This window comes from Agrobacterium sp. El2ro-1b (genome assembly GCF_048298475.1).
In the GTDB taxonomy this organism is placed as follows: Bacteria; Pseudomonadota; Alphaproteobacteria; order Rhizobiales; family Rhizobiaceae; genus Agrobacterium; species Agrobacterium fabrum.
The window spans coordinates 2420091-2437665 of sequence record NZ_CP103458.1; the positions used below are offsets into that span (position 1 = coordinate 2420091).

Below are 17575 nucleotides of genomic sequence, written 5' to 3' on the forward strand. Positions count from 1 at the left end.
GATCGGCCACGTTCAGGTGCGGATCGTCTTTTCTCATTGTGGTCGGAAAGCGGTTACCAAACCGTCAACAACACGCATAAAATGCCGAAAACGTCCTGCGGTGTTACAGATTGGCGACTTGCCGATGCCCTGAGGAGAACGGCGTGGCACGCCCTTCCCTCGTGTGTAAAACACATAAATTCAGGCAAGAATTTGTCACCCGCCGGGCTATGCCGGATGGACACATCACAGAGACGTTACCCGGCTTCCTGCTGTCGCTTCAGCATGGCGTCAGCCGCCTCGTAATGTTCCATCTTGATATGGGCGCGGATCATGGCGAGCGCCGCGGTAATGACCGCGATATCATCGGTAAAACCGACGACCGCCAGCATGTCCGGCACCGCATCGATGGGCATGATGAAATAGGCAAGGGCAGCCAGAATAATACCCTTCGCGCGCAACGGCGTGTCGCGGTCGATAGCGCAATAATAGGCCGCCGCCGCGTCGCGCGCGAAGGGTACCTTCGTCATCACCCGCTTCAGCTTGGGCCAGAATTTGGCGCGAACGACATTCTCACGCTCCTGCTGCTTGTCGGTTTCACCCGGCAGAAGAATTTCACCGATTTTCACATCATCCATGATCGACGGTCCTCCGGTCACGGTTATTATATGGGACTAAACGCCTGTCGTTCAATTCCCCCGGCCCGCAGCCGCCTTCTGCATGGCCTCGGCCAGAAGAAAATCCCGCTCGGTCACACCCTGCGAATCATGGGTGGTGAGGCAGACTTTCACGCGCGAATAGACGTTTGACCATTCCGGATGATGATTGAGCTTTTCCGCCGCAAGAGCAGACTCGGCCATGAAACCGAAGGCTTCGGCAAAACTCGAAAACTTGAAGGAGCGAACGATCGCCGCCCCGTCCTCACGCAGCGACCAGCCCTCGAGTTTCGACAATGCCTGCCGGATGGCGTCCGGTTCAAGTCTGGGATATTTCATGAATCTTGCCTCCGCTTGATAACCACTAACGCCTCAACGACTGGATCGACGCATCGTTCATGAAACATATCACCGTTGTTTTCGTCTGCATGGGCAATATCTGCCGCTCGCCGCTTGCCGAAGGGGTTTTGAAAGACCTCACCGATGGTGAAGGCGTGTCCGACCGGATCACTGTCGATTCCGCCGGCACCGGCGGCTGGCATGCGGGCGACGCGCCCGATCCGCGATCCATCGCCATGGCGCGGCGACACGGCATCGATATTTCCCGACAACGGGCAAGACAGGTGACACGGGGTGATTTCGAGGCCTTCGACCTCATCCTCGCCATGGACGAAAACAATCTGGCGAACCTGCTTCAACTGAGCCCGGAAAAGCATCGGCACAAAATCCATCTCTTCATGGATTATGCCGCAGGCCACCGGGAAAACGTCCCCGACCCCTATTATGGGGCCGAGGACGGGTTCCTTGATGTCTACAACATGCTCTTGGCGGGATGCAGATCGTTGCTCGAAAAGATGGAGCTGGACCGCGCCTCGTGAAGCGGGAAAGCCTCCTCAACGACATAAGGCCCGCCGCCCACCGATTCCTTCGACGACATCAGCACGAAACGGCCGACCGTGAAGGGCGAGGTGCGGAAGTTGCCGCGTCCGGAAAGATAATGCACCACATCATCCACACGCGAGGAGCGCAGCCGCGCCAGCGTGACATGCGGCATGAACTTGCGCGGATCGGGTGGGAGGCCGACCCTCTGACAAATCCTTTCGACCTCGGCCTGCAGCGCATGCATTTCCGGGGAGGGCGAAACCCCCGCCCAGATGGAATGCGGTTTCTTGGAGCCGAAGGAACCCATGCCGGTGAGATTAAGCTGGAACTCCGGTCTTTCGATCCGATCCAGCCTGTCCACGACCTCATCGGCGGTGCGTCCGTCGATGTCACCGATAAAACGCAGGGTTATGTGATAATTCTCCACATCGATCCACCGGGCTCCCGGCAGACCACCGCGCAACAATGAGAGGCTCATCGCCGCATTGCGCGGAATTTCGAGGGCGGTAAACAGTCTCGGCATGGCGAGCTCCCCGAATCTTTTAGCAGAACAAGCATAGCGAATCATGCAATGCAGATGGGCGCAAGTGCTTATTTTTTTTGCGCACCGATTGTCTTGATGAAGCTTTCAACAGCCGGCAAAGATTTCTCCACCATCACCGCCACCCCCTTGGTATTGGGGTGCATCTTGTCCTCGAGCTTCAAGGCGTCATCCGTCACGACGCCATCGAGAAAGAAGGGATAAAGCGGCAGGTTGTATTTTTTAGCCAGCCTTGGAAAGATCGGGTTGAACCGCTTGGCGTAATCGTCACCCATATTCGGCGGCGCCATAATGCCGACTAGCAGCACGGCTATGTTGCGTTTCTGGAAACCGGAAATAATGGTATCAAGGTTCTTTTCCGTTTGTTCCGGCGCGATGCCCCGCAGCGCGTCATTGGCGCCGAGCTCCAGAATGACCCCGTCGGTTCCATCGGGAACCGACCATTCCGACCGGGCGAGACCCCCGGAGGAGGTATCACCGGAGACGCCGGCGTTCGTGATCGCGACATTGATGCCCTTTGCCTTCAATGCAGCCTCAAGCTGTGCCGTATAGCTGTCGGTGGGGGGGAGCTGATACCCGGCCATCAGGCTGTCGCCGAAGCCAACCAGTTGCAATGTCCGCTCCTGCGCCGTTGCGGAAGCGACGGAAAAGGCGCCCGCGAGAATGACGATGAAGTGAAACAGGGCGGCTTTAAATCTCATCACGGCTTTCCTAACTTGGTTCACATTGTCTGAAACACCGACCGCATCGACCGCCAGACCGCTTCATCATCCTATATAGGAACGAGAATTGTGACGAAAAGCATCATAGAGCTGAAGAAGGCCGACCTCACCCTCGGTAACGCCGCCGCCTCCGTTCACGTTCTCAAGAACATCGATCTTTCCATCGACGAAGGGGAAGCGGTCGGTATCGTCGGCCCTTCCGGTTCGGGAAAATCGACTTTGCTGATGGTACTTGCCGGTCTGGAGCGGCTCGATAGTGGTGAAATTGTCATTGCGGCTACGCAACTGCACAATCTCGGCGAAGATGCGCTGGCGGATTTTCGCGGCCGGAATATCGGCATTGTGTTCCAGTCCTTCCACCTCATCGCCAATATGACGGCGCTGGAGAATGTGGCGGTTCCGCTGGAATTGGCCAATACCCCCAATCCCTTCGAGATCGCCAAGCGCGAACTCATCGCCGTCGGGCTTGGTGAACGTCTCAACCACTATCCCGGACAGTTGTCCGGTGGCGAGCAGCAGCGTGTCGCCATCGCCCGCGCGCTTGCCCCCTCACCGGCTGTGCTGATCGCCGACGAACCGACCGGCAATCTCGATACCGATACCGGAAAGCAGATCGCCGACCTTCTGTTTGCCAAACAGGCCGAGCGCGGCATGACCATGGTGCTCGTCACCCATGATCCGTCGCTCGCCGCCCGCTGCTCGCGCCAGATCAAGGTGCGTTCCGGCGAGATCGAGGGCGATAGCGCCCGCCCGCAGATGGCACGGGCAGTATCGGCATGATCGGCTCTATTTTCCCGTCCTTTACCAACATCAGAAACGCCGCAAGGCTGGCCCGGCGTGAAATCCGCGGCGGTCTGCGCGGTTTTTATATTTTCCTCGCCTGTATCGCGCTGGGAACCGGTGCCATCGCCGCCGTCAACTCGGTGTCCCGCGCGGTCACCAGCGCCATTGCCACCGAAGGCCAATCCATTCTGGCCGGAGACGTGCGTTTCGAACTGCGTAACAGGGAGGCAACGGCAGAAGAGCGATCCTATCTCGACGGCCTCGGCACCGTCGCTGTTTCCACCGGACTACGTTCCATGGCCCGCCTTGCTGACGGCTCCGAACAGACGCTGACGGAGGTGAAAGCCATTGACGGCGCCTATCCGCTCTATGGCGCCTTCGTCGCCGACCCAGATCGGCCACTCAGCGAGCTTCTGGCCGGCAGCGGCGATACCTATGGCGCCGTCGCAGCGCCGCTTCTGCTGGAACGGCTTGGTATCAAGGTCGGTGATGAAATCCTGCTCGGCAATACCAAGTTGAGATTGACCGGCACCGTGGTCGATGAGCCGGATGCGCTGTCTGACGGCTTCGGTTTTGCCCCGAGGCTTGTCGTCAGCCGCGATGCCCTCTTCGCTTCCGGCCTCATCCAGACCGGCAGCCTCGTCGAACACGCCTACAAGATCAAGCTGAACGACCCGGCGGCGCGGGCAACCATGACCGACGCAGCCAACAAGGCCTTTCCCCAGGCCGGCTGGTCCATTCGCACCAGCGACCGCGCAGCCCCCTCGCTCACCGAAAACGTCAACCGCTTTTCACAATTCCTCACGTTGGTGGGTCTCACCGCCCTCATCGTCGGCGGGGTCGGCGTCGCCAACGCCGTTCGCGCTTTCCTCGATTCCAAGCGCACCACGATCGCCTCACTGAAATGCCTGGGCGCACCGGCCTCCGTGGTCACCATGACCTATCTCTTCCAGATCGCCTTCATTGCCGCCGTCGGTATCGTGATCGGTCTTGTGGTCGGCGCCGTCGCACCGCTTGTCGCCATGCGGTTTCTGGAAGGTGTGCTGCCGGTGCCGGAAGGGCTTGCCTTTTATCCCGGCGCGCTGGGTCTCGCGGCCCTGTTCGGCCTGTTGACGACGCTCGCCTTCGCCATTGTGCCGCTCGGGCAGGCGCGTGAAGTTCCGGCAACGGCACTTTTCCGCGAACAGGGTTTCGAAGAGGGCAGCTGGCCCTCCTGGCCCTATCTCGCCGCAACCGGCCTGCTTCTGGCGGCGCTCGCCGCACTGGCCATTTTTTCGGCGGAAGACCGTTTCATCGCCTCGGTGTTCCTTGCCGCAATCGCTTTTGCCTTCGTGGTGCTGCGGCTAGTGGCTTCGGGCGTCAAGGCCATCGCCAAACGCAGTCCGCGCGTTCATTCGGCCGCTCTTCGGCTGGCGATTGGCAATATTCACCGCCCCGGCGCGCTTACCCCCTCTGTCGTTCTTTCCCTCGGCCTCGGCCTCACTTTGCTCGTGACGCTGACGCTGATCGACGGCAATCTGCGACGCGAACTGACCGACAGCCTGCCGGAAAAGGCGCCGAATTTCTTCTTCGTGGATATTCAGGGCAGCGAAGTTCAGGGTTTCCGCGACCTCGTGAAGCGCGAAGCGCCCGAGGGAACCCTGACCGAAGTGCCGATGCTGCGCGGCCGTATCATGGCCCTGAACAGCACGGATGTGACTAAAATGGAGGTGCCGCCGGGAGGACGATGGCTGCTGCGCGGTGACCGGGGCATAACCTATTCGGAAAATAGACCCGAAAACGCGACGCTGACGGAGGGAACATGGTGGGAGTCGGACTACAGCGGCGAACCACTGGTCTCCTTCGCGGCGAAAGAGGCGGGGGATCTGGGCCTCAAGATCGGTGATAAAGTCACCGTCAACGTGCTCGGCCGCAGCATCACCGCCAAGATCGCCAATCTGCGTAATGTCGAATGGGAATCTCTCTCGATCAATTTCGTCATGGTGTTTTCGCCCAATACCTTCCGTGGGGCACCGCATGCCTGGCTTGCGACCCTTGCCGATCCTTCCGCAACCGCCAGCGACGAGGGCCGCATATTGCGCGCCGTCACCAACAGCTATCCAACGATCACCAGCGTGCGCGTGAAGGACGCGCTTGATGTCGTCAACCGGCTGGTCGGTCAGCTCGCCACGGCCATCCGCGCGGCGGCGGCCGTGGCGCTCATCGCATCCGTGCTGGTACTTGCAGGCGCGCTCGCCGCCGGCAACCGCGCCCGCACCCATGACGCGGTTATCTTGAAAACGCTGGGCGGCACGCGAAACCTGCTCATCCGCGCTTTCTCATATGAATATATGATGCTCGGCCTCGCCACCGCCGTCTTCGCGCTTTTTGCCGGCGGCGTTTCCGCGTGGTTCGTGGTCGCCCGCATCATGAAACTGCCGTCCAGCTTCCTGCCGGACGTGGCGATCGGCACGCTTGTCATTGCCCTCGTCATGACCGTTGGTATCGGTCTCATCGGTACGTGGCGGATTCTCGGGCAGAAGGCGGCACCGGTTCTGCGGCAGGCGGGGGAATGATCATCGGTTGTGCGCCGCTTAACTTTAACGATTAATTCTTTGTAATGATCGCCAAAACGTGAGTGCTTTTCGCGCATATGGTGTCTTTTCGGCAGTAAAAGGCCTTGTATCCGACACGTTCTGCCATCATATTCGTGAGTAGGCTTGCTGAAGCTCCGCAGCGGCGCCCGGGAGGTATCCCGACACCGTAGCAATCACGGAGCTCAAAAGAGGAAACAATGGCTGACTTCAATAACTACCAGAACCGCATGGCGCAGACGCGTGCACAGTCTGGTGCGATGATCGATGAAGGTCTTCGCGCCTATATGCTGAAGGTTTACAACCTGATGGCGCTGGCTCTGGTCATCACCGGTGTCGCGGCGTTCGGCTTTGCCATGCTTGCCACGACAACTGATCCCGCCGCCGCGGTCGCAACCTTGCCGAATGGCAAGATGCTGACCTCCCTGGGTGCCCTTGTTTATGCGTCTCCGCTGCGCTGGGTCGTCATGCTGGCACCGCTCGGACTGGTCTTCTTCCTTAGCTTCCGCATTCAGAACATGAGCGTTTCCGCGGCTCAGTCGACCTTCTGGGTTTATGCCGCTCTTATGGGTGTGTCGCTGTCTTCGATCTTCCTCAGATATACTGAAGGAAGTATCGTACAGACGTTCTTCGTGACCGCTGCTTCGTTCGGCGCACTCTCGCTTTACGGTTATACGACGAAGAAGGACCTCTCCGGTATGGGGTCGTTCCTGATCATGGGTCTGTTCGGACTCATCATCGCCTCTATCGTCAATATTTTCCTTGGTTCCGGCGCCCTGCAGTTCGCGATCTCCGCGATCGGTGTGCTGATCTTCGCAGGCCTGACCGCCTATGACACGCAGAAGATCAAGGAAATGTATTTCGATGCCGACGACGTTGCCGTGGCTGGCCGCAAGGCTATCATGGGCGCACTGACGCTCTATCTCGACTTCATCAACCTCTTCACCTTCCTGCTGCAGTTCCTCGGTAACCGCAACGACTAAGGATGAGAGGCTTTGAGACAAACATGTAAAAGGCGGCCGTTCGGCCGCCTTTTTATTTGGGAATAGTCTTCCCTCACATCAGCCTGCCTGCCCTCCTTGGAGGTAGACCAGCCAGTTAAAATCACTCGATAAGCTTCAGAACCTTGTCGAAAACCTTGAGAACCTGCGGCAGCTCATGGCCGCGCTTGAGAATGCGGCCATCCACATTCACCACGCAATAGGCGCCCTGCTTCGTCGCCAGCTTGGGGTTCTTCTCGATCCTGTAAAGCGGCATTTCACCCGAACGTTTAAAGACGGAAAACACCGCCTTCTCCTTCAGATGGTCGATGGCGTAGTCACGCCATTCTCCCTCGCCCACCATGCGGCCGTAGATACGCAGAATCGCATCCAGCTCGCGGCGGTGAAAAGTGACCGGCAAAGGGTCCTTGTTCGTCTTATATTCACGGAGATCGATAATGGTGGAATTGTCGCGTGAAGCGGTCTGCACCCGCTGCACATCCGGTTGATCGGTCATCCAATACCTCCGAATCCACCCAAATCATCAGAACAATGTGAGCCTGAGGCAGCGAAATTGCAAGCCTTGCGCCATCAGGAGGGTTTGACACGCTTCAGACAGCAATGGGCAAGCAGGAGGCGTGACCGCACCTGCTGCCAAAGCTCCGCAGAGGGGCTGACGCCATAAAAGCAGAGGTAAAAATTGGTAACCATTTAGGCACCCATTTTAGGGGAGCCTGCCGTATTTCGGTCAAACCATGGCCTGAATTGGGTGGAATAGTCCTATTGTCAATTGATGCCTAGGCACCAAGATGACCCGGTCCGGTGCATTGACCCTTTACCCCCAGCCCCCAATGCCCGGATCGGATCTTCCCTCGCCAGAGTGGCGATTACTGTGTTTCATTCCCCAGCAGAATACTTGCGCCGACGATAGCCGCCGGATCGCCGCTGGCATTGGCAGTCTGCAACAGCACGGCGCAGCCACCCTTTTTCACCTTTGCCACCACGCTTGCCGGAAGCTTCACCGTCATCGGTGAACCATCCCACATGCCGACGGTCTGCACATCGTAGACGCTATGCCAGTAGGACATTTTTTTGCCCTGGTTCTCGCCTTTCTGCACATCTACCGTCTGCTCGCGCGTGAAATAGGCGACCACGACATCGGCCTTGCCATTGCCCGCGCCAATATCGATCTCCACCTCGTCACCGGCAAATTTCGACGAGACCGGCACGTTCAGCCCCTGGCCTTCGCGTTTGAAAGCATCGAGTCTGTCGTAAATCCCACGGACATCCGCACCCTTGACGTGGTCGCGACCATTCAGAATGGCCTGCGGCGTATAGACCCCGTTGCGGCCGAGTGCGCGCATGTAACCATATTGCCGTTCGGTATTTTCCTTCGATGCCAGCGAATCGGTCCAGCCGAGATAGTTCCAATAATCGACATGGTAAGAAAGCCCGACGACATCGCCCTTCTGGATCATCTTACGCAGGGCCTCATCCGCCGGAGGGCAGGAGGCGCATCCCTGCGATGTGAACAATTCGACGACGCCCTTCACGGCCTCCTGCGCCTGCGCGGAGGTGACGAGGAACGTGCCGAGAAGACATATCGACAGGGGGAATTTCAGCGGCATTACAAAAACCTTTGTCCGGAAGAGATCCAGACGAATTGATGCGATCAATCCTGCCGGGATGCAAACCGGAAAATAACGTCTATTGCCCTTCAATAGAAAGTCACGAAGGGGTGAGCGACAATCACAAAAAACAAGACTTGAAAATGAAAGGCGCCGGGATTTCTCCCGGCGCCTTCGATTGTTGAAGTTTTATGCGGCCAGATCGCGAAGAACGGTCTGCAGAATGCCGCCATTGTTCATGTAGATCACCTCGTCCAGCGTATCGATGCGGCAAAGAAGCGGAACTTCCTTCACCGAACCGTCGCTATAGGTGATCTTGGCGATCTTCTTTTCACGCGGCTTGATTTCGCCTTCGAGACCATCGATCTCGACAACTTCGTCACCCTTGAGATCGAGGCTCGCCCAGGTCGTGCCCTCTTCGAAGACGAAGGGAACGACCCCCATGCCGACGAGGTTAGAGCGGTGGATACGCTCGAAGGACTGCGCAATCACAGCCTTTACACCGAGCAGGTTTGTACCCTTGGCCGCCCAGTCGCGGGACGAACCGTTACCATATTCGACACCGGCAAAGATGACGAGCGGGACGCCTTCCGCCTTGTATTTCATGGCAGCGTCGTAGATCGACATCTCTTCCTTGGACGGATAGTGGATGGTGTAGCCACCTTCCTTACCGTTCGGACCAAGCATGTGGTTGCGGATGCGGATATTGGCGAAGGTGCCGCGCATCATCACTTCATGGTTGCCACGCCGCGTGCCGTACTGGTTGAAGTCGGCCACGGCAACGCCATGCTCGGTGAGGTAAGCACCGGCAGGCGATGCAGCCTTGATCGAACCGGCCGGAGAAATATGGTCGGTGGTGATCTTGTCGCCGAAGAGACCGAGGACGCGCGCGCCCTTGATGTTCTTGAGACCGGTGCCCTTTTTGCCCATGCCAACGAAATAAGGCGGGTTCTGAACATAGGTAGACTGGTCGTCCCAGGCATAGGTCTGGCCCGGCGGAACCTGCACGGCCTGCCAGTTCGCATCACCCTTGAACACGTCGGCATACTTCGTTTCATAAAGCTCGCGGGTGACGTATTTCAGGATGAATTCCTGGATTTCCTTCGAGGTCGGCCAGATATCCTTGAGATAAACAGGATTGCCGTTCTGGTCGTCGCCGATCGGCTCCTTGGTCAGATCCTTCTGGACCGTGCCGGCAAGGGCATAGGCCACGACGAGCGGCGGCGATGCCAGATAGTTCGCCTGAACGTCAGGCGAAATGCGGCCTTCGAAGTTGCGGTTGCCCGAGAGAACGCCTGATGTGATCAGGCCCTTGTCGTTGATCGTCTTGGAGATCGCCGGCGGCAGCGGGCCGGAATTGCCGATGCAGGTGGTGCAGCCGAAACCGACGAGGTTGAAACCGATCGCATCTAGATCCTTCTGCAGACCTGACTTGTCGAGATATTCGGCAACGACCTGGCTTCCCGGTGCCAGCGAGGTCTTCACCCACGGCTTGGACTTCAGCCCCTTGGCGACCGCATTGCGGGCGAGAAGGCCGGCAGCGATAAGAACCGAGGGGTTGGAGGTGTTGGTACAGGAGGTGATGGCGGCAATCGCCACATCGCCATGGCCGAGATCGAAATCCTCGCCTTCAACCGCATAGCGGCTGTTGAGCTGGCCGGGCTTCTTGTAGTCGTTTTCGAGAGCCGTTGCGAAATTCGGCGCGATGGTTTCGAGCGGCAGGCGGCCTTCCGGACGCTTCGGACCGGCCATGGACGGCACGACGTCGCCAAGGTCGAGTTCCAGCGTGTCGGTAAAGACGAGGTCGGAACCGTCGCCGGTGCGCCACATGTCCTGCGCCTTCGAATAGGCTTCGACGAGGGCGATACGGTCCTTGGCACGGCCGGACATGGTCAGGTAATTGATGGTTTCGCCATCAACCGGGAAAAAGCCGCAGGTCGCGCCATATTCCGGGCCCATGTTACCGATGGTCGCACGGTCGGCCAATGTCATCGAATCAAGGCCGGGACCGAAGAATTCGACGAATTTCGAAACCACGCCCTTCTTGCGCAGCATCTGCACGACGGTCAGCACGAGGTCGGTCGCGGTGACGCCTTCCTTCACCTTGCCAGTCAGCTTGAAGCCGATGACCTCGGGAAGAAGCATGGAAACCGGCTGGCCGAGCATGGCTGCCTCAGCCTCGATACCACCAACACCCCAGCCGAGAACACCGAGACCGTTGATCATAGTCGTGTGGCTGTCGGTGCCGACGCAGGTATCAGGATAAGCGATCGTCTCGCCTTCCTCTTCTTTCGTCCACACGGTTTGGCCCAGATATTCGAGGTTGACCTGGTGACAGATCCCGGTGCCGGGGGGAACGACGCGGAAGTTCTTGAAAGCCTGCTGGCCCCACTTCAGGAAGCGGTAACGCTCGCCGTTGCGCTCATATTCAAGTTCCACGTTGCGGGCAAAGGCGTTCGGCGTGCCGAATTCGTCAACGATAACAGAGTGATCGATGACGAGATCGACCGGAACGAGCGGATTGATCTTTTCCGGATCGCCGCCGAGAGCCTTGAGTCCGTCACGCATGGCAGCCAGGTCGACCACGGCGGGAACGCCGGTAAAGTCCTGCATGAGAACGCGGGCGGGGCGGTAGGCGATTTCGGTTTCGGTCAGGCCCTTGTTGTTCAGCCATTCGGAAACCGCAATGATGTGCGCCTTGGTGACGGACTGGCCATCCTCGAAACGCAGCAGGTTTTCCAGAAGAACCTTCATGGAATAGGGCAGCTTGGAAACGCCCTTCAGGCCATTGGCTTCGGCCTTGGGAAGGCTGAAATAGACATAGTCCTTACCATCAACGGTAAGGATGGAACGACATTGAAAACTGTCGAGTGACTTGGGCATGGATTAAAACCCCGCTTACACTGATAGCCAACACGTTCGTGCGGACACCTATGCACTCATGCACATCAGGATGCGGGTACGACCATTTCCGCTGTCCGCACGTGAAAATTGCTCCTCGCAATCGTCAAGTCCGGCGCAAGATGATGTTCACGCCGGCCGCTGGCGTGGTTGACACCCATATAGATAATTTCGGAGAAACGTGCCAGACCATTCCACGAAGCTAATCGATTTTTTTATCGAGACGACGAAATCTGAAACGGAATCGCAGCATGGATTTGACGGCGGAAAATCTTGGCGTGCGACGTGGCGAAGATTTCATATTCATGAACATTTCCTTCAAGTTAAGCGACGGAGAGGCACTGGTACTGACCGGCCGCAACGGCTCGGGAAAATCCACACTTCTGCGCACGGTGGCCGGCCTGCTGCACCCCGAACAGGGGCGGGTGAAAGTAGCCGGCGAAGGAATAGACGCCGAGATGCGGCCCTCGGAGGCCTGCCATTATCTTGGCCATCGCAATGCGATGAAAACCGAACTGACCGTCGCGGAAAATCTGCGCTTCTGGAAGGACTTCCTCGGCGATTTCCCCGGCAGCACGGGCGTGGCCATCGATGAGGCCGCGGAGATCGTCGGTCTCGCCGGCATCACCCACCTGCCCTTCGGTTATCTCTCGGCCGGCCAGCAACGACGTTTTGCCATGGCGAAGCTCCTCGTTGCCTGGCGGCCGGTGTGGATTCTCGACGAGCCAACGGCGGCGCTCGACAGGGCTGCGGACGCCATGTTTACCGATCTCGTGAAAAGCCACCTCGGAAAAGGCGGGATCGTCCTGGCTGCGACCCATCAGCCTCTGGGACTGGAGAAGGCGCAGGAATTGCAGATGACGGGGTTTGCGGGTGTGGAGGCTTGGGCATGATGGTGATGTGCACGCGGCTTACCCCCCTCTGCCCTGCCGGGCATCTCCCCCTCAAGGGGGGAGATCGACTCGCGGCTAGGCCTCGACAATCTCAACGCTCGAGAATGGAGTGGTGGAAGGGCATCTTGCCTATCTCCCCCCTTGAGGGGGAGATGCCCGGCAGGGCAGAGGGGGGTAAAGCCGCAGGCGCGGAGCAACCCCAATGACCGCCCTCTTCCTCCGCGACATCAAGCTCTCCATCCGCGCCGGCGGTGGTGCGCTGATCGGCGTGCTGTTCTTCATGACCGTCGTTGCCGTCATCCCCTTCGGCGTCGGCCCCGATCTCAACCTGCTCGCCCGCATCGGCCCGGCCATCGTCTGGATCGGGGCGCTTCTGTCCGCCCTTCTCGGCCTCGACCGGCTGTTTCAGGCCGAACGGGATGACGGCTCCCTCGATCTCATTCTGATGCAGGAAACCCCGCTGGTGCTGACCGTCTTCGTCAAATGCCTGGCGCATTGGGTGGGAACCGGCTTGCCGCTGGTGCTGGCATCACCATTGCTCGGCCTGTTCATGAACATGGACGAGGTGGCGATCGGTGCCGTGATGCTCACGCTTCTCGTCGGCTCACCCGCCATCACCTTCATCGGCGCGGTGGGCGCGGCGGTTGCCGTTGCCCTGCCGCGTGGTGGCCTTCTGGTTTCCATCCTCGTCCTGCCGCTCGCCATTCCGGTGCTGATCTTCGGCGTCAGCGCTTCCTATGCGGCGGTGCAGGACCCCGCGCCCTTCATGCCGCCATTCCTCATTCTCGGCGCGATCACGTTATTTTCAGCCGTGACCGGCCCTTTCTTCGCCGCTTTGGCACTGCGCAATGTTATGGATTGACGAAACCGTGATGGATGATCCCCTGTTGACAGGGATCAATTGCGGGGCGGCCATTCTCGGGTTACACAAACGGCATGAACGAGCAGACCTTCACCATCACCAAATTCAGCGATCTCGCCAACCCCACCCGGTTTCTAGCACTGGCGGCGCGCATTCTGCCCTGGCTCGCTGGGCTAACGGCGCTGGTGCTGGCCGCTGGTCTTTATCTGTCCTTCACCACTGACGGTGACTACCAGCAGGGTTACACCGTGCGTATCATGTATGTGCATGTGCCCTCCGCCTGGCTGGCGATGATGTGTTATTCGGTCATGGCGGTCTCTGCCATCGGCACGCTCGTCTGGCGTCATCCGCTGGCGGATGTCAGCCACAAGGCCGCCGCCCCCATTGGTGCTGCCTTCACGCTGATTGCGCTCATCACCGGCTCGCTCTGGGGCAAACCCATGTGGGGAACCTGGTGGGTTTGGGATGCGCGGCTCACCTCCGTTTTTGTGCTTTTCCTGATGTATCTCGGGCTGATAGCGCTGAACCGCGCCATGGATGACCCGTCGAGAGCCGCCCGCGTCAGCGCCGTGCTGATCCTCGTCGGTTTCGTGAATATTCCGATCATCAAGTTTTCGGTCGAGTGGTGGAATACGCTGCACCAGCCGGCAAGCGTCATCCGCATGGGCGGTTCCGCCATCGATGCAGAGTTTCTGTGGCCGCTTCTGACCATGGCGATCGGTTTCACGCTGCTGTTCTTCACCTTGCACATCGCCGCCATGCGCAATGAAATCTGGCGCAGGCGCGTGGCCGCGCAGCGGCGGCTTGCCGCGCGCATGGCCAACCGGGAGGGCTGAGGTGATGACACACGCCTTTTATATCGGCATGTCCTATGCGGCGACCGGCCTTGTCGTTCTCTGTCTCATCGCCTGGGTCGTCGTTGATGGCCAGGCGCGCAAACGGGAGCTGAAGCAACTCGAAGCATCCGGCGTTCGCCGTCGGGCGAGAGCCGCTTCCGCAGGTGATGCGCAATGACGCAGGCCGACCACGACACCAAGGCCAAAACAACGGGCCGCGCCCGTTATGCGCTGGCGCTGCTGCCGCTTCTGCTGTTTGGTGGTTTTGCCCTCATTGCCGGCAAGATGCTCTACGATCAGGACGTGAACGGGCTGGATATCAGCGCCATTCCCTCCGCACTCATCGGCACCAAGGCCCCCGCCCTGTCGCTGCCGCCGCTGGAGGGCTCCAACCTGCCGGCGCTCACCGACGCCGTTATCAAGGGCAAGCTGACGCTGGTCAATGTCTTCGCTTCCTGGTGCATTCCCTGCCGGCAGGAGCACCCGCTGCTTCAGGAATTATCAAAGGATAGCCGCATCACCGTCGTCGGCATCAATTACAAGGACAAATCGGACAATGCGCTGCGCTTCCTCGGCGAACTCGGCAACCCATTTGCTGCGATAGGTATCGACCCCAACGGCAAGGCGGCAATTGACTGGGGTGTTTATGGCATTCCCGAAAGTTATCTGGTCGGTGCCGATGGCACGATCCTTTATAAAAAGGTCGGTCCCTTCGACGCCCGCAGCATAGAGCGAGACCTGCTGCCGGCCATCGCGGCGGCGACAGGAAAATAGCCGCCGCGCCAGAAGGGCGTCACGCCTTGGCAATGACCCTGAGCGCAGGCCCTTCCGCAGGCAAACGTATGCCTTCCAGCACGACCTGATCGCGACCGCCGCGCTTTGCGGCATAAAGACTGTCATCGGCCCGCTTGATGGCATCGTGAACGGAATGGTCTCCCCTCGCAACAGCCGAGACGCCGAAACTTGCGCTGATCTGGCTGGTAACGCCGCGGTTGCGCCAGTCGAGAGACGAAAGACCCGTACGCATGCCATTGGCAAGCTGACCGGCCACAGCAGCCGTTTGTCCGGGCAGGAAGACCACGAATTCTTCACCACCGAAACGCGCCACCAGCGCATCCTCGGGCGCGTTTCGCCTGAGGAGATCGGAAAGGCCGATGAGCACGATATCGCCAGCCGCATGACCGTAGACATCGTTAATGCGCTTGAAGTGGTCTATGTCGCAGGCGATAATCGCGCCTTCTGGCGTATCGTTGCGAAAATCGGGAACGCGCCGGTCGAAACCACGGCGATTCAACACATCCGTCAGCGGATCATGTTCCGCCGCATGCAAGTGACGGTTGACGGTGACGGAAATCTGGCTTGCGAGCACAGACAGCGCCAGCAGGAAGCCGAAGATGCTGGCGGCGAGCTGCATGTAAAAAGCATAGTCCGATTCGAAGAATTCGCTGAGCTCGATCATCGAGCCGCCCGGCGTCATCACCAGCAACATGCCGATGCGCACCAGCGTTTCCAGCACCACGAGCGAAGCGATGGCCACCATCAGCCTGTCAGCGAGCGCGACGGGCCGTTTGCGCACGAGCCATACCGGAAAGGCGAGCAGCAGAGCGCAGACGAGATCGCCGATGACGAGTTCGCGTTTCAGATCCGGCGTGACGAAAACATGGAACGAGACCAGCAATACTGCCACTGCCACGATCGACAGCCGCGCCTTGGTATAAAGCGGCCGCTCAAAATGGGTGAGCAGCGCGTGGCCATAAAGGAAGAAGGCGGAGAAGAACAACAGGTTCGAAAGGATCGCCTGGACTTCGAAAGGCAGGCCGCCAAGCACCAGAGGCGTGGCGAAGCCAAAAGCCGCCGCAAGATATCCGATACCCCAATAGCGCGCCGAAGCGTGGCCGATCCTTTGCAGGAACAGGAACACCACGCCGAATGTCAGCATGATGAAGGGGAGAAGATAGGCGAAATTATCTTGCAACGGGGTCTGCCGGGAAAGAGACGAGCTTTGTACCCCGACGTTAGCGGAACGCCATTAAGAAAACCTGCATATAAAAAGATGCTTTTGCGGCTTTCCGGCTGGAATTCCGATGGACCAGTTTACATTTGCGGGAGCGCGTTCTGCCATTCCTTGACCGCGTCGACGGGCCAGACCAGCATTACCACGTTCAGCGTCAGATTATCGCGGATCAGCCAGCCGGTGAAGATTTCGAAGAAAATGGCGATCACGACCGTCAGCCACACCGGCACGCGCGCGGCACAGAGGAAACCCAGCGCCATGAAAACCGTGTCCATCGCCGAATTCAGGATGCTGTCGCCGGTATAACCCAGCGCCATGGTCGCCGTGCGGTAACGATCGATGATAATAGGCGAATTTTCGAGAAGTTCCCACGCCGCCTCGATCAGAACCGCGAAAGAAAGCCGCATGGAAAACGGTTTGTTGCGGAACAGCAGCCACGCGAACCAGTAAAACAGGAATCCGTGAATGATATGCGAGGGCGTATACCAGTCGGCCAGATGCTGGGAATTGCCCGGCGTGTTCACGCCCGGCTCGAACAGCTTCACATAACCGCATTCGCAGATGGGAATACGGCCCATGGCATAGAGAATGACGATCTGCAGCAGAAGCAGCCCGGCAGCCACACCGAACCATCTAAGCGAACGCGAACGGGAAGCCGACATTTCCGCAACTGTCATTTTTCGTCCTTGCCGAGAGGTTCGACAGAATGGCGCATGACGAGCGGCATCTGCGCCATGGTGAAGATGATGGTGATCGGCATCGTGCCCCACACCTTGAAGGCCACCCAGGTATCGGTGGTGAACATGCGCCACACCACCTCGTTCAGCACCGCGAGAGAGAGGAAAAACACGCCCCAGCGCAGCGTCAGCTTGCGCCAGCCCTCGTCCGTCAGCTTGAAGGCCGAATTGAAGACGTAACCCAGCAGCGACTGGCCAAAGAACAGGCCGCCCAGCAGAATGACACCGAACAGCGTGTTGACGATGGTCGGCTTCATCTTGATGAAGGTATCATTCTGCAGCCAAAGCGTCAGCGCGCCGAACACAAACACCACGATGCCAGATATCAGCGGCATGATCGGCAGCTTGCGCGTCAAAATCCAGGACACGGTCAAGGCGGTGGCCGTCGCGATCATGAAAAGGCCAGTAGCGATGAAGATCGGACCACCGAATTCCGTCAGCACCGGAAAGGTGGAAGCGAGCCATTCGCCCCGGGAATTGGCGAAAAAGAACACCATGAGCGGACCAAGCTCGAGCACGAATTTCAACAGCGGGCTGATTTCCGCCACCATCTTTTCGCTTTCCTTGGAATTGCTTTCGATATCCATA

Annotated in this window: 19 protein-coding genes; 9 read left to right on the forward strand and 10 right to left on the reverse strand. The window is 58.9% G+C overall.

Annotated elements, in window-relative coordinates; genetic code table 11:
* Positions 1-236: 236 nt before the first annotated feature.
* Positions 237-617, reverse strand: a complete 381-nt coding sequence (locus NYR50_RS11935; RefSeq protein WP_006310844.1) for a YkvA family protein — start codon at positions 615-617, stop codon at positions 237-239.
* Positions 618-668: 51 nt separating this feature from the next.
* On the reverse strand, positions 669-974 hold the full coding sequence (locus NYR50_RS11940) for a 4a-hydroxytetrahydrobiopterin dehydratase (RefSeq protein WP_006310845.1): 306 nt from the start codon (positions 972-974) through the stop codon (positions 669-671).
* A 59-nt stretch (positions 975-1033) separates the two neighbouring features.
* Between NYR50_RS11940 and NYR50_RS11945 the strand changes: the two genes are divergently transcribed.
* Positions 1034-1513 carry a low molecular weight protein-tyrosine-phosphatase gene (locus NYR50_RS11945; RefSeq protein ID WP_418136081.1) on the forward strand — a complete coding sequence of 160 codons (480 nt, stop codon included), beginning with the start codon at positions 1034-1036 and terminating at the stop codon, positions 1511-1513.
* Here the strand turns inward: NYR50_RS11945 and thpR are convergent.
* The gene (gene thpR / locus NYR50_RS11950; RefSeq protein ID WP_418136082.1) at positions 1447-2040 is read right to left on the reverse strand and encodes an RNA 2',3'-cyclic phosphodiesterase; all 594 of its coding nucleotides are present in this window, start codon (positions 2038-2040) and stop codon (positions 1447-1449) included. The genes NYR50_RS11945 and thpR overlap by 67 nt on opposite strands.
* Positions 2041-2108: 68 nt before the next feature.
* Positions 2109-2759: an arylesterase gene (locus tag NYR50_RS11955; protein WP_418136083.1), complete on the reverse strand. Its 651-nt coding sequence runs from the start codon at positions 2757-2759 to the stop codon at positions 2109-2111.
* Positions 2760-2849: 90 nt separating this feature from the next.
* On the opposite strand from NYR50_RS11955, the gene NYR50_RS11960 reads away from it, so the two are divergent.
* From NYR50_RS11960 to NYR50_RS11970, 3 genes are all read left to right on the forward strand, one after another.
* Positions 2850-3560, forward strand: coding sequence for an ABC transporter ATP-binding protein (locus NYR50_RS11960; RefSeq protein WP_418136084.1), 711 nt, complete (start codon positions 2850-2852; stop codon positions 3558-3560).
* Complete coding sequence (locus NYR50_RS11965; protein ID WP_418136085.1) at positions 3557-6118, forward strand: ABC transporter permease; 2562 nt, start codon at positions 3557-3559, stop codon at positions 6116-6118. The genes NYR50_RS11960 and NYR50_RS11965 overlap by 4 nt, the downstream gene beginning before the upstream one ends.
* Positions 6119-6336: 218 nt before the next feature.
* Positions 6337-7119, forward strand: coding sequence for a Bax inhibitor-1 family protein (locus NYR50_RS11970; protein ID WP_080827103.1), 783 nt, complete (start codon positions 6337-6339; stop codon positions 7117-7119).
* 121 nt (positions 7120-7240) lie between these two features.
* Here NYR50_RS11970 and NYR50_RS11975 read toward each other — a convergent pair whose 3' ends face one another.
* The 3 genes from NYR50_RS11975 to acnA form a co-directional block, all read right to left on the reverse strand.
* Positions 7241-7633 (reverse strand): DUF2794 domain-containing protein, encoded by a 393-nt coding sequence (locus NYR50_RS11975; protein ID WP_418136086.1) that lies wholly within the window; start codon positions 7631-7633, stop codon positions 7241-7243.
* 370 nt (positions 7634-8003) lie between these two features.
* The gene (locus NYR50_RS11980; RefSeq protein ID WP_006310859.1) at positions 8004-8744 is read right to left on the reverse strand and encodes a DUF1223 domain-containing protein; all 741 of its coding nucleotides are present in this window, start codon (positions 8742-8744) and stop codon (positions 8004-8006) included.
* Positions 8745-8933: 189 nt separating this feature from the next.
* Entirely contained in the window at positions 8934-11627 is a 2694-nt protein-coding gene (gene acnA / locus NYR50_RS11985) for an aconitate hydratase AcnA (protein WP_418136087.1), read from the reverse strand.
* Between the two features lie 269 nt (positions 11628-11896).
* Between acnA and ccmA the strand changes: the two genes are divergently transcribed.
* The 5 genes from ccmA to NYR50_RS12010 all read left to right on the forward strand — a co-directional run bounded on the left by ccmA (position 11897) and on the right by NYR50_RS12010 (position 15010).
* A complete protein-coding gene (ccmA, locus tag NYR50_RS11990; RefSeq protein WP_174009427.1) occupies positions 11897-12538 on the forward strand; it encodes a heme ABC exporter ATP-binding protein CcmA in 642 nt (213 codons plus the stop codon).
* A gap of 202 nt (positions 12539-12740) precedes the next feature.
* Positions 12741-13400, forward strand: a complete 660-nt coding sequence (gene ccmB / locus NYR50_RS11995) for a heme exporter protein CcmB (protein ID WP_418136088.1) — start codon at positions 12741-12743, stop codon at positions 13398-13400.
* A gap of 74 nt (positions 13401-13474) precedes the next feature.
* Positions 13475-14236: a heme ABC transporter permease gene (locus NYR50_RS12000; RefSeq protein ID WP_269708549.1), complete on the forward strand. Its 762-nt coding sequence runs from the start codon at positions 13475-13477 to the stop codon at positions 14234-14236.
* 4 nt (positions 14237-14240) lie between these two features.
* Positions 14241-14414: a heme exporter protein CcmD gene (gene ccmD, locus NYR50_RS12005; RefSeq protein WP_006310865.1), complete on the forward strand. Its 174-nt coding sequence runs from the start codon at positions 14241-14243 to the stop codon at positions 14412-14414.
* The gene (locus NYR50_RS12010; protein ID WP_418136089.1) at positions 14411-15010 is read left to right on the forward strand and encodes a DsbE family thiol:disulfide interchange protein; all 600 of its coding nucleotides are present in this window, start codon (positions 14411-14413) and stop codon (positions 15008-15010) included. The genes ccmD and NYR50_RS12010 overlap by 4 nt, the downstream gene beginning before the upstream one ends.
* A 19-nt stretch (positions 15011-15029) precedes the next feature.
* Here the strand turns inward: NYR50_RS12010 and NYR50_RS12015 are convergent, their stop codons facing one another.
* The 3 genes from NYR50_RS12015 to NYR50_RS12025 form a co-directional block, all read right to left on the reverse strand.
* Entirely contained in the window at positions 15030-16211 is a 1182-nt protein-coding gene (locus NYR50_RS12015) for a diguanylate cyclase (RefSeq protein ID WP_418136090.1), read from the reverse strand.
* Positions 16212-16330: 119 nt separating this feature from the next.
* On the reverse strand, positions 16331-16927 hold the full coding sequence (locus NYR50_RS12020; RefSeq protein ID WP_418136091.1) for a DUF2585 domain-containing protein: 597 nt from the start codon (positions 16925-16927) through the stop codon (positions 16331-16333).
* Complete coding sequence (locus tag NYR50_RS12025; protein ID WP_418136092.1) at positions 16924-17574, reverse strand: septation protein A; 651 nt, start codon at positions 17572-17574, stop codon at positions 16924-16926. The genes NYR50_RS12020 and NYR50_RS12025 overlap by 4 nt, the downstream gene beginning before the upstream one ends.
* Position 17575: the final 1 nt, after the last annotated feature.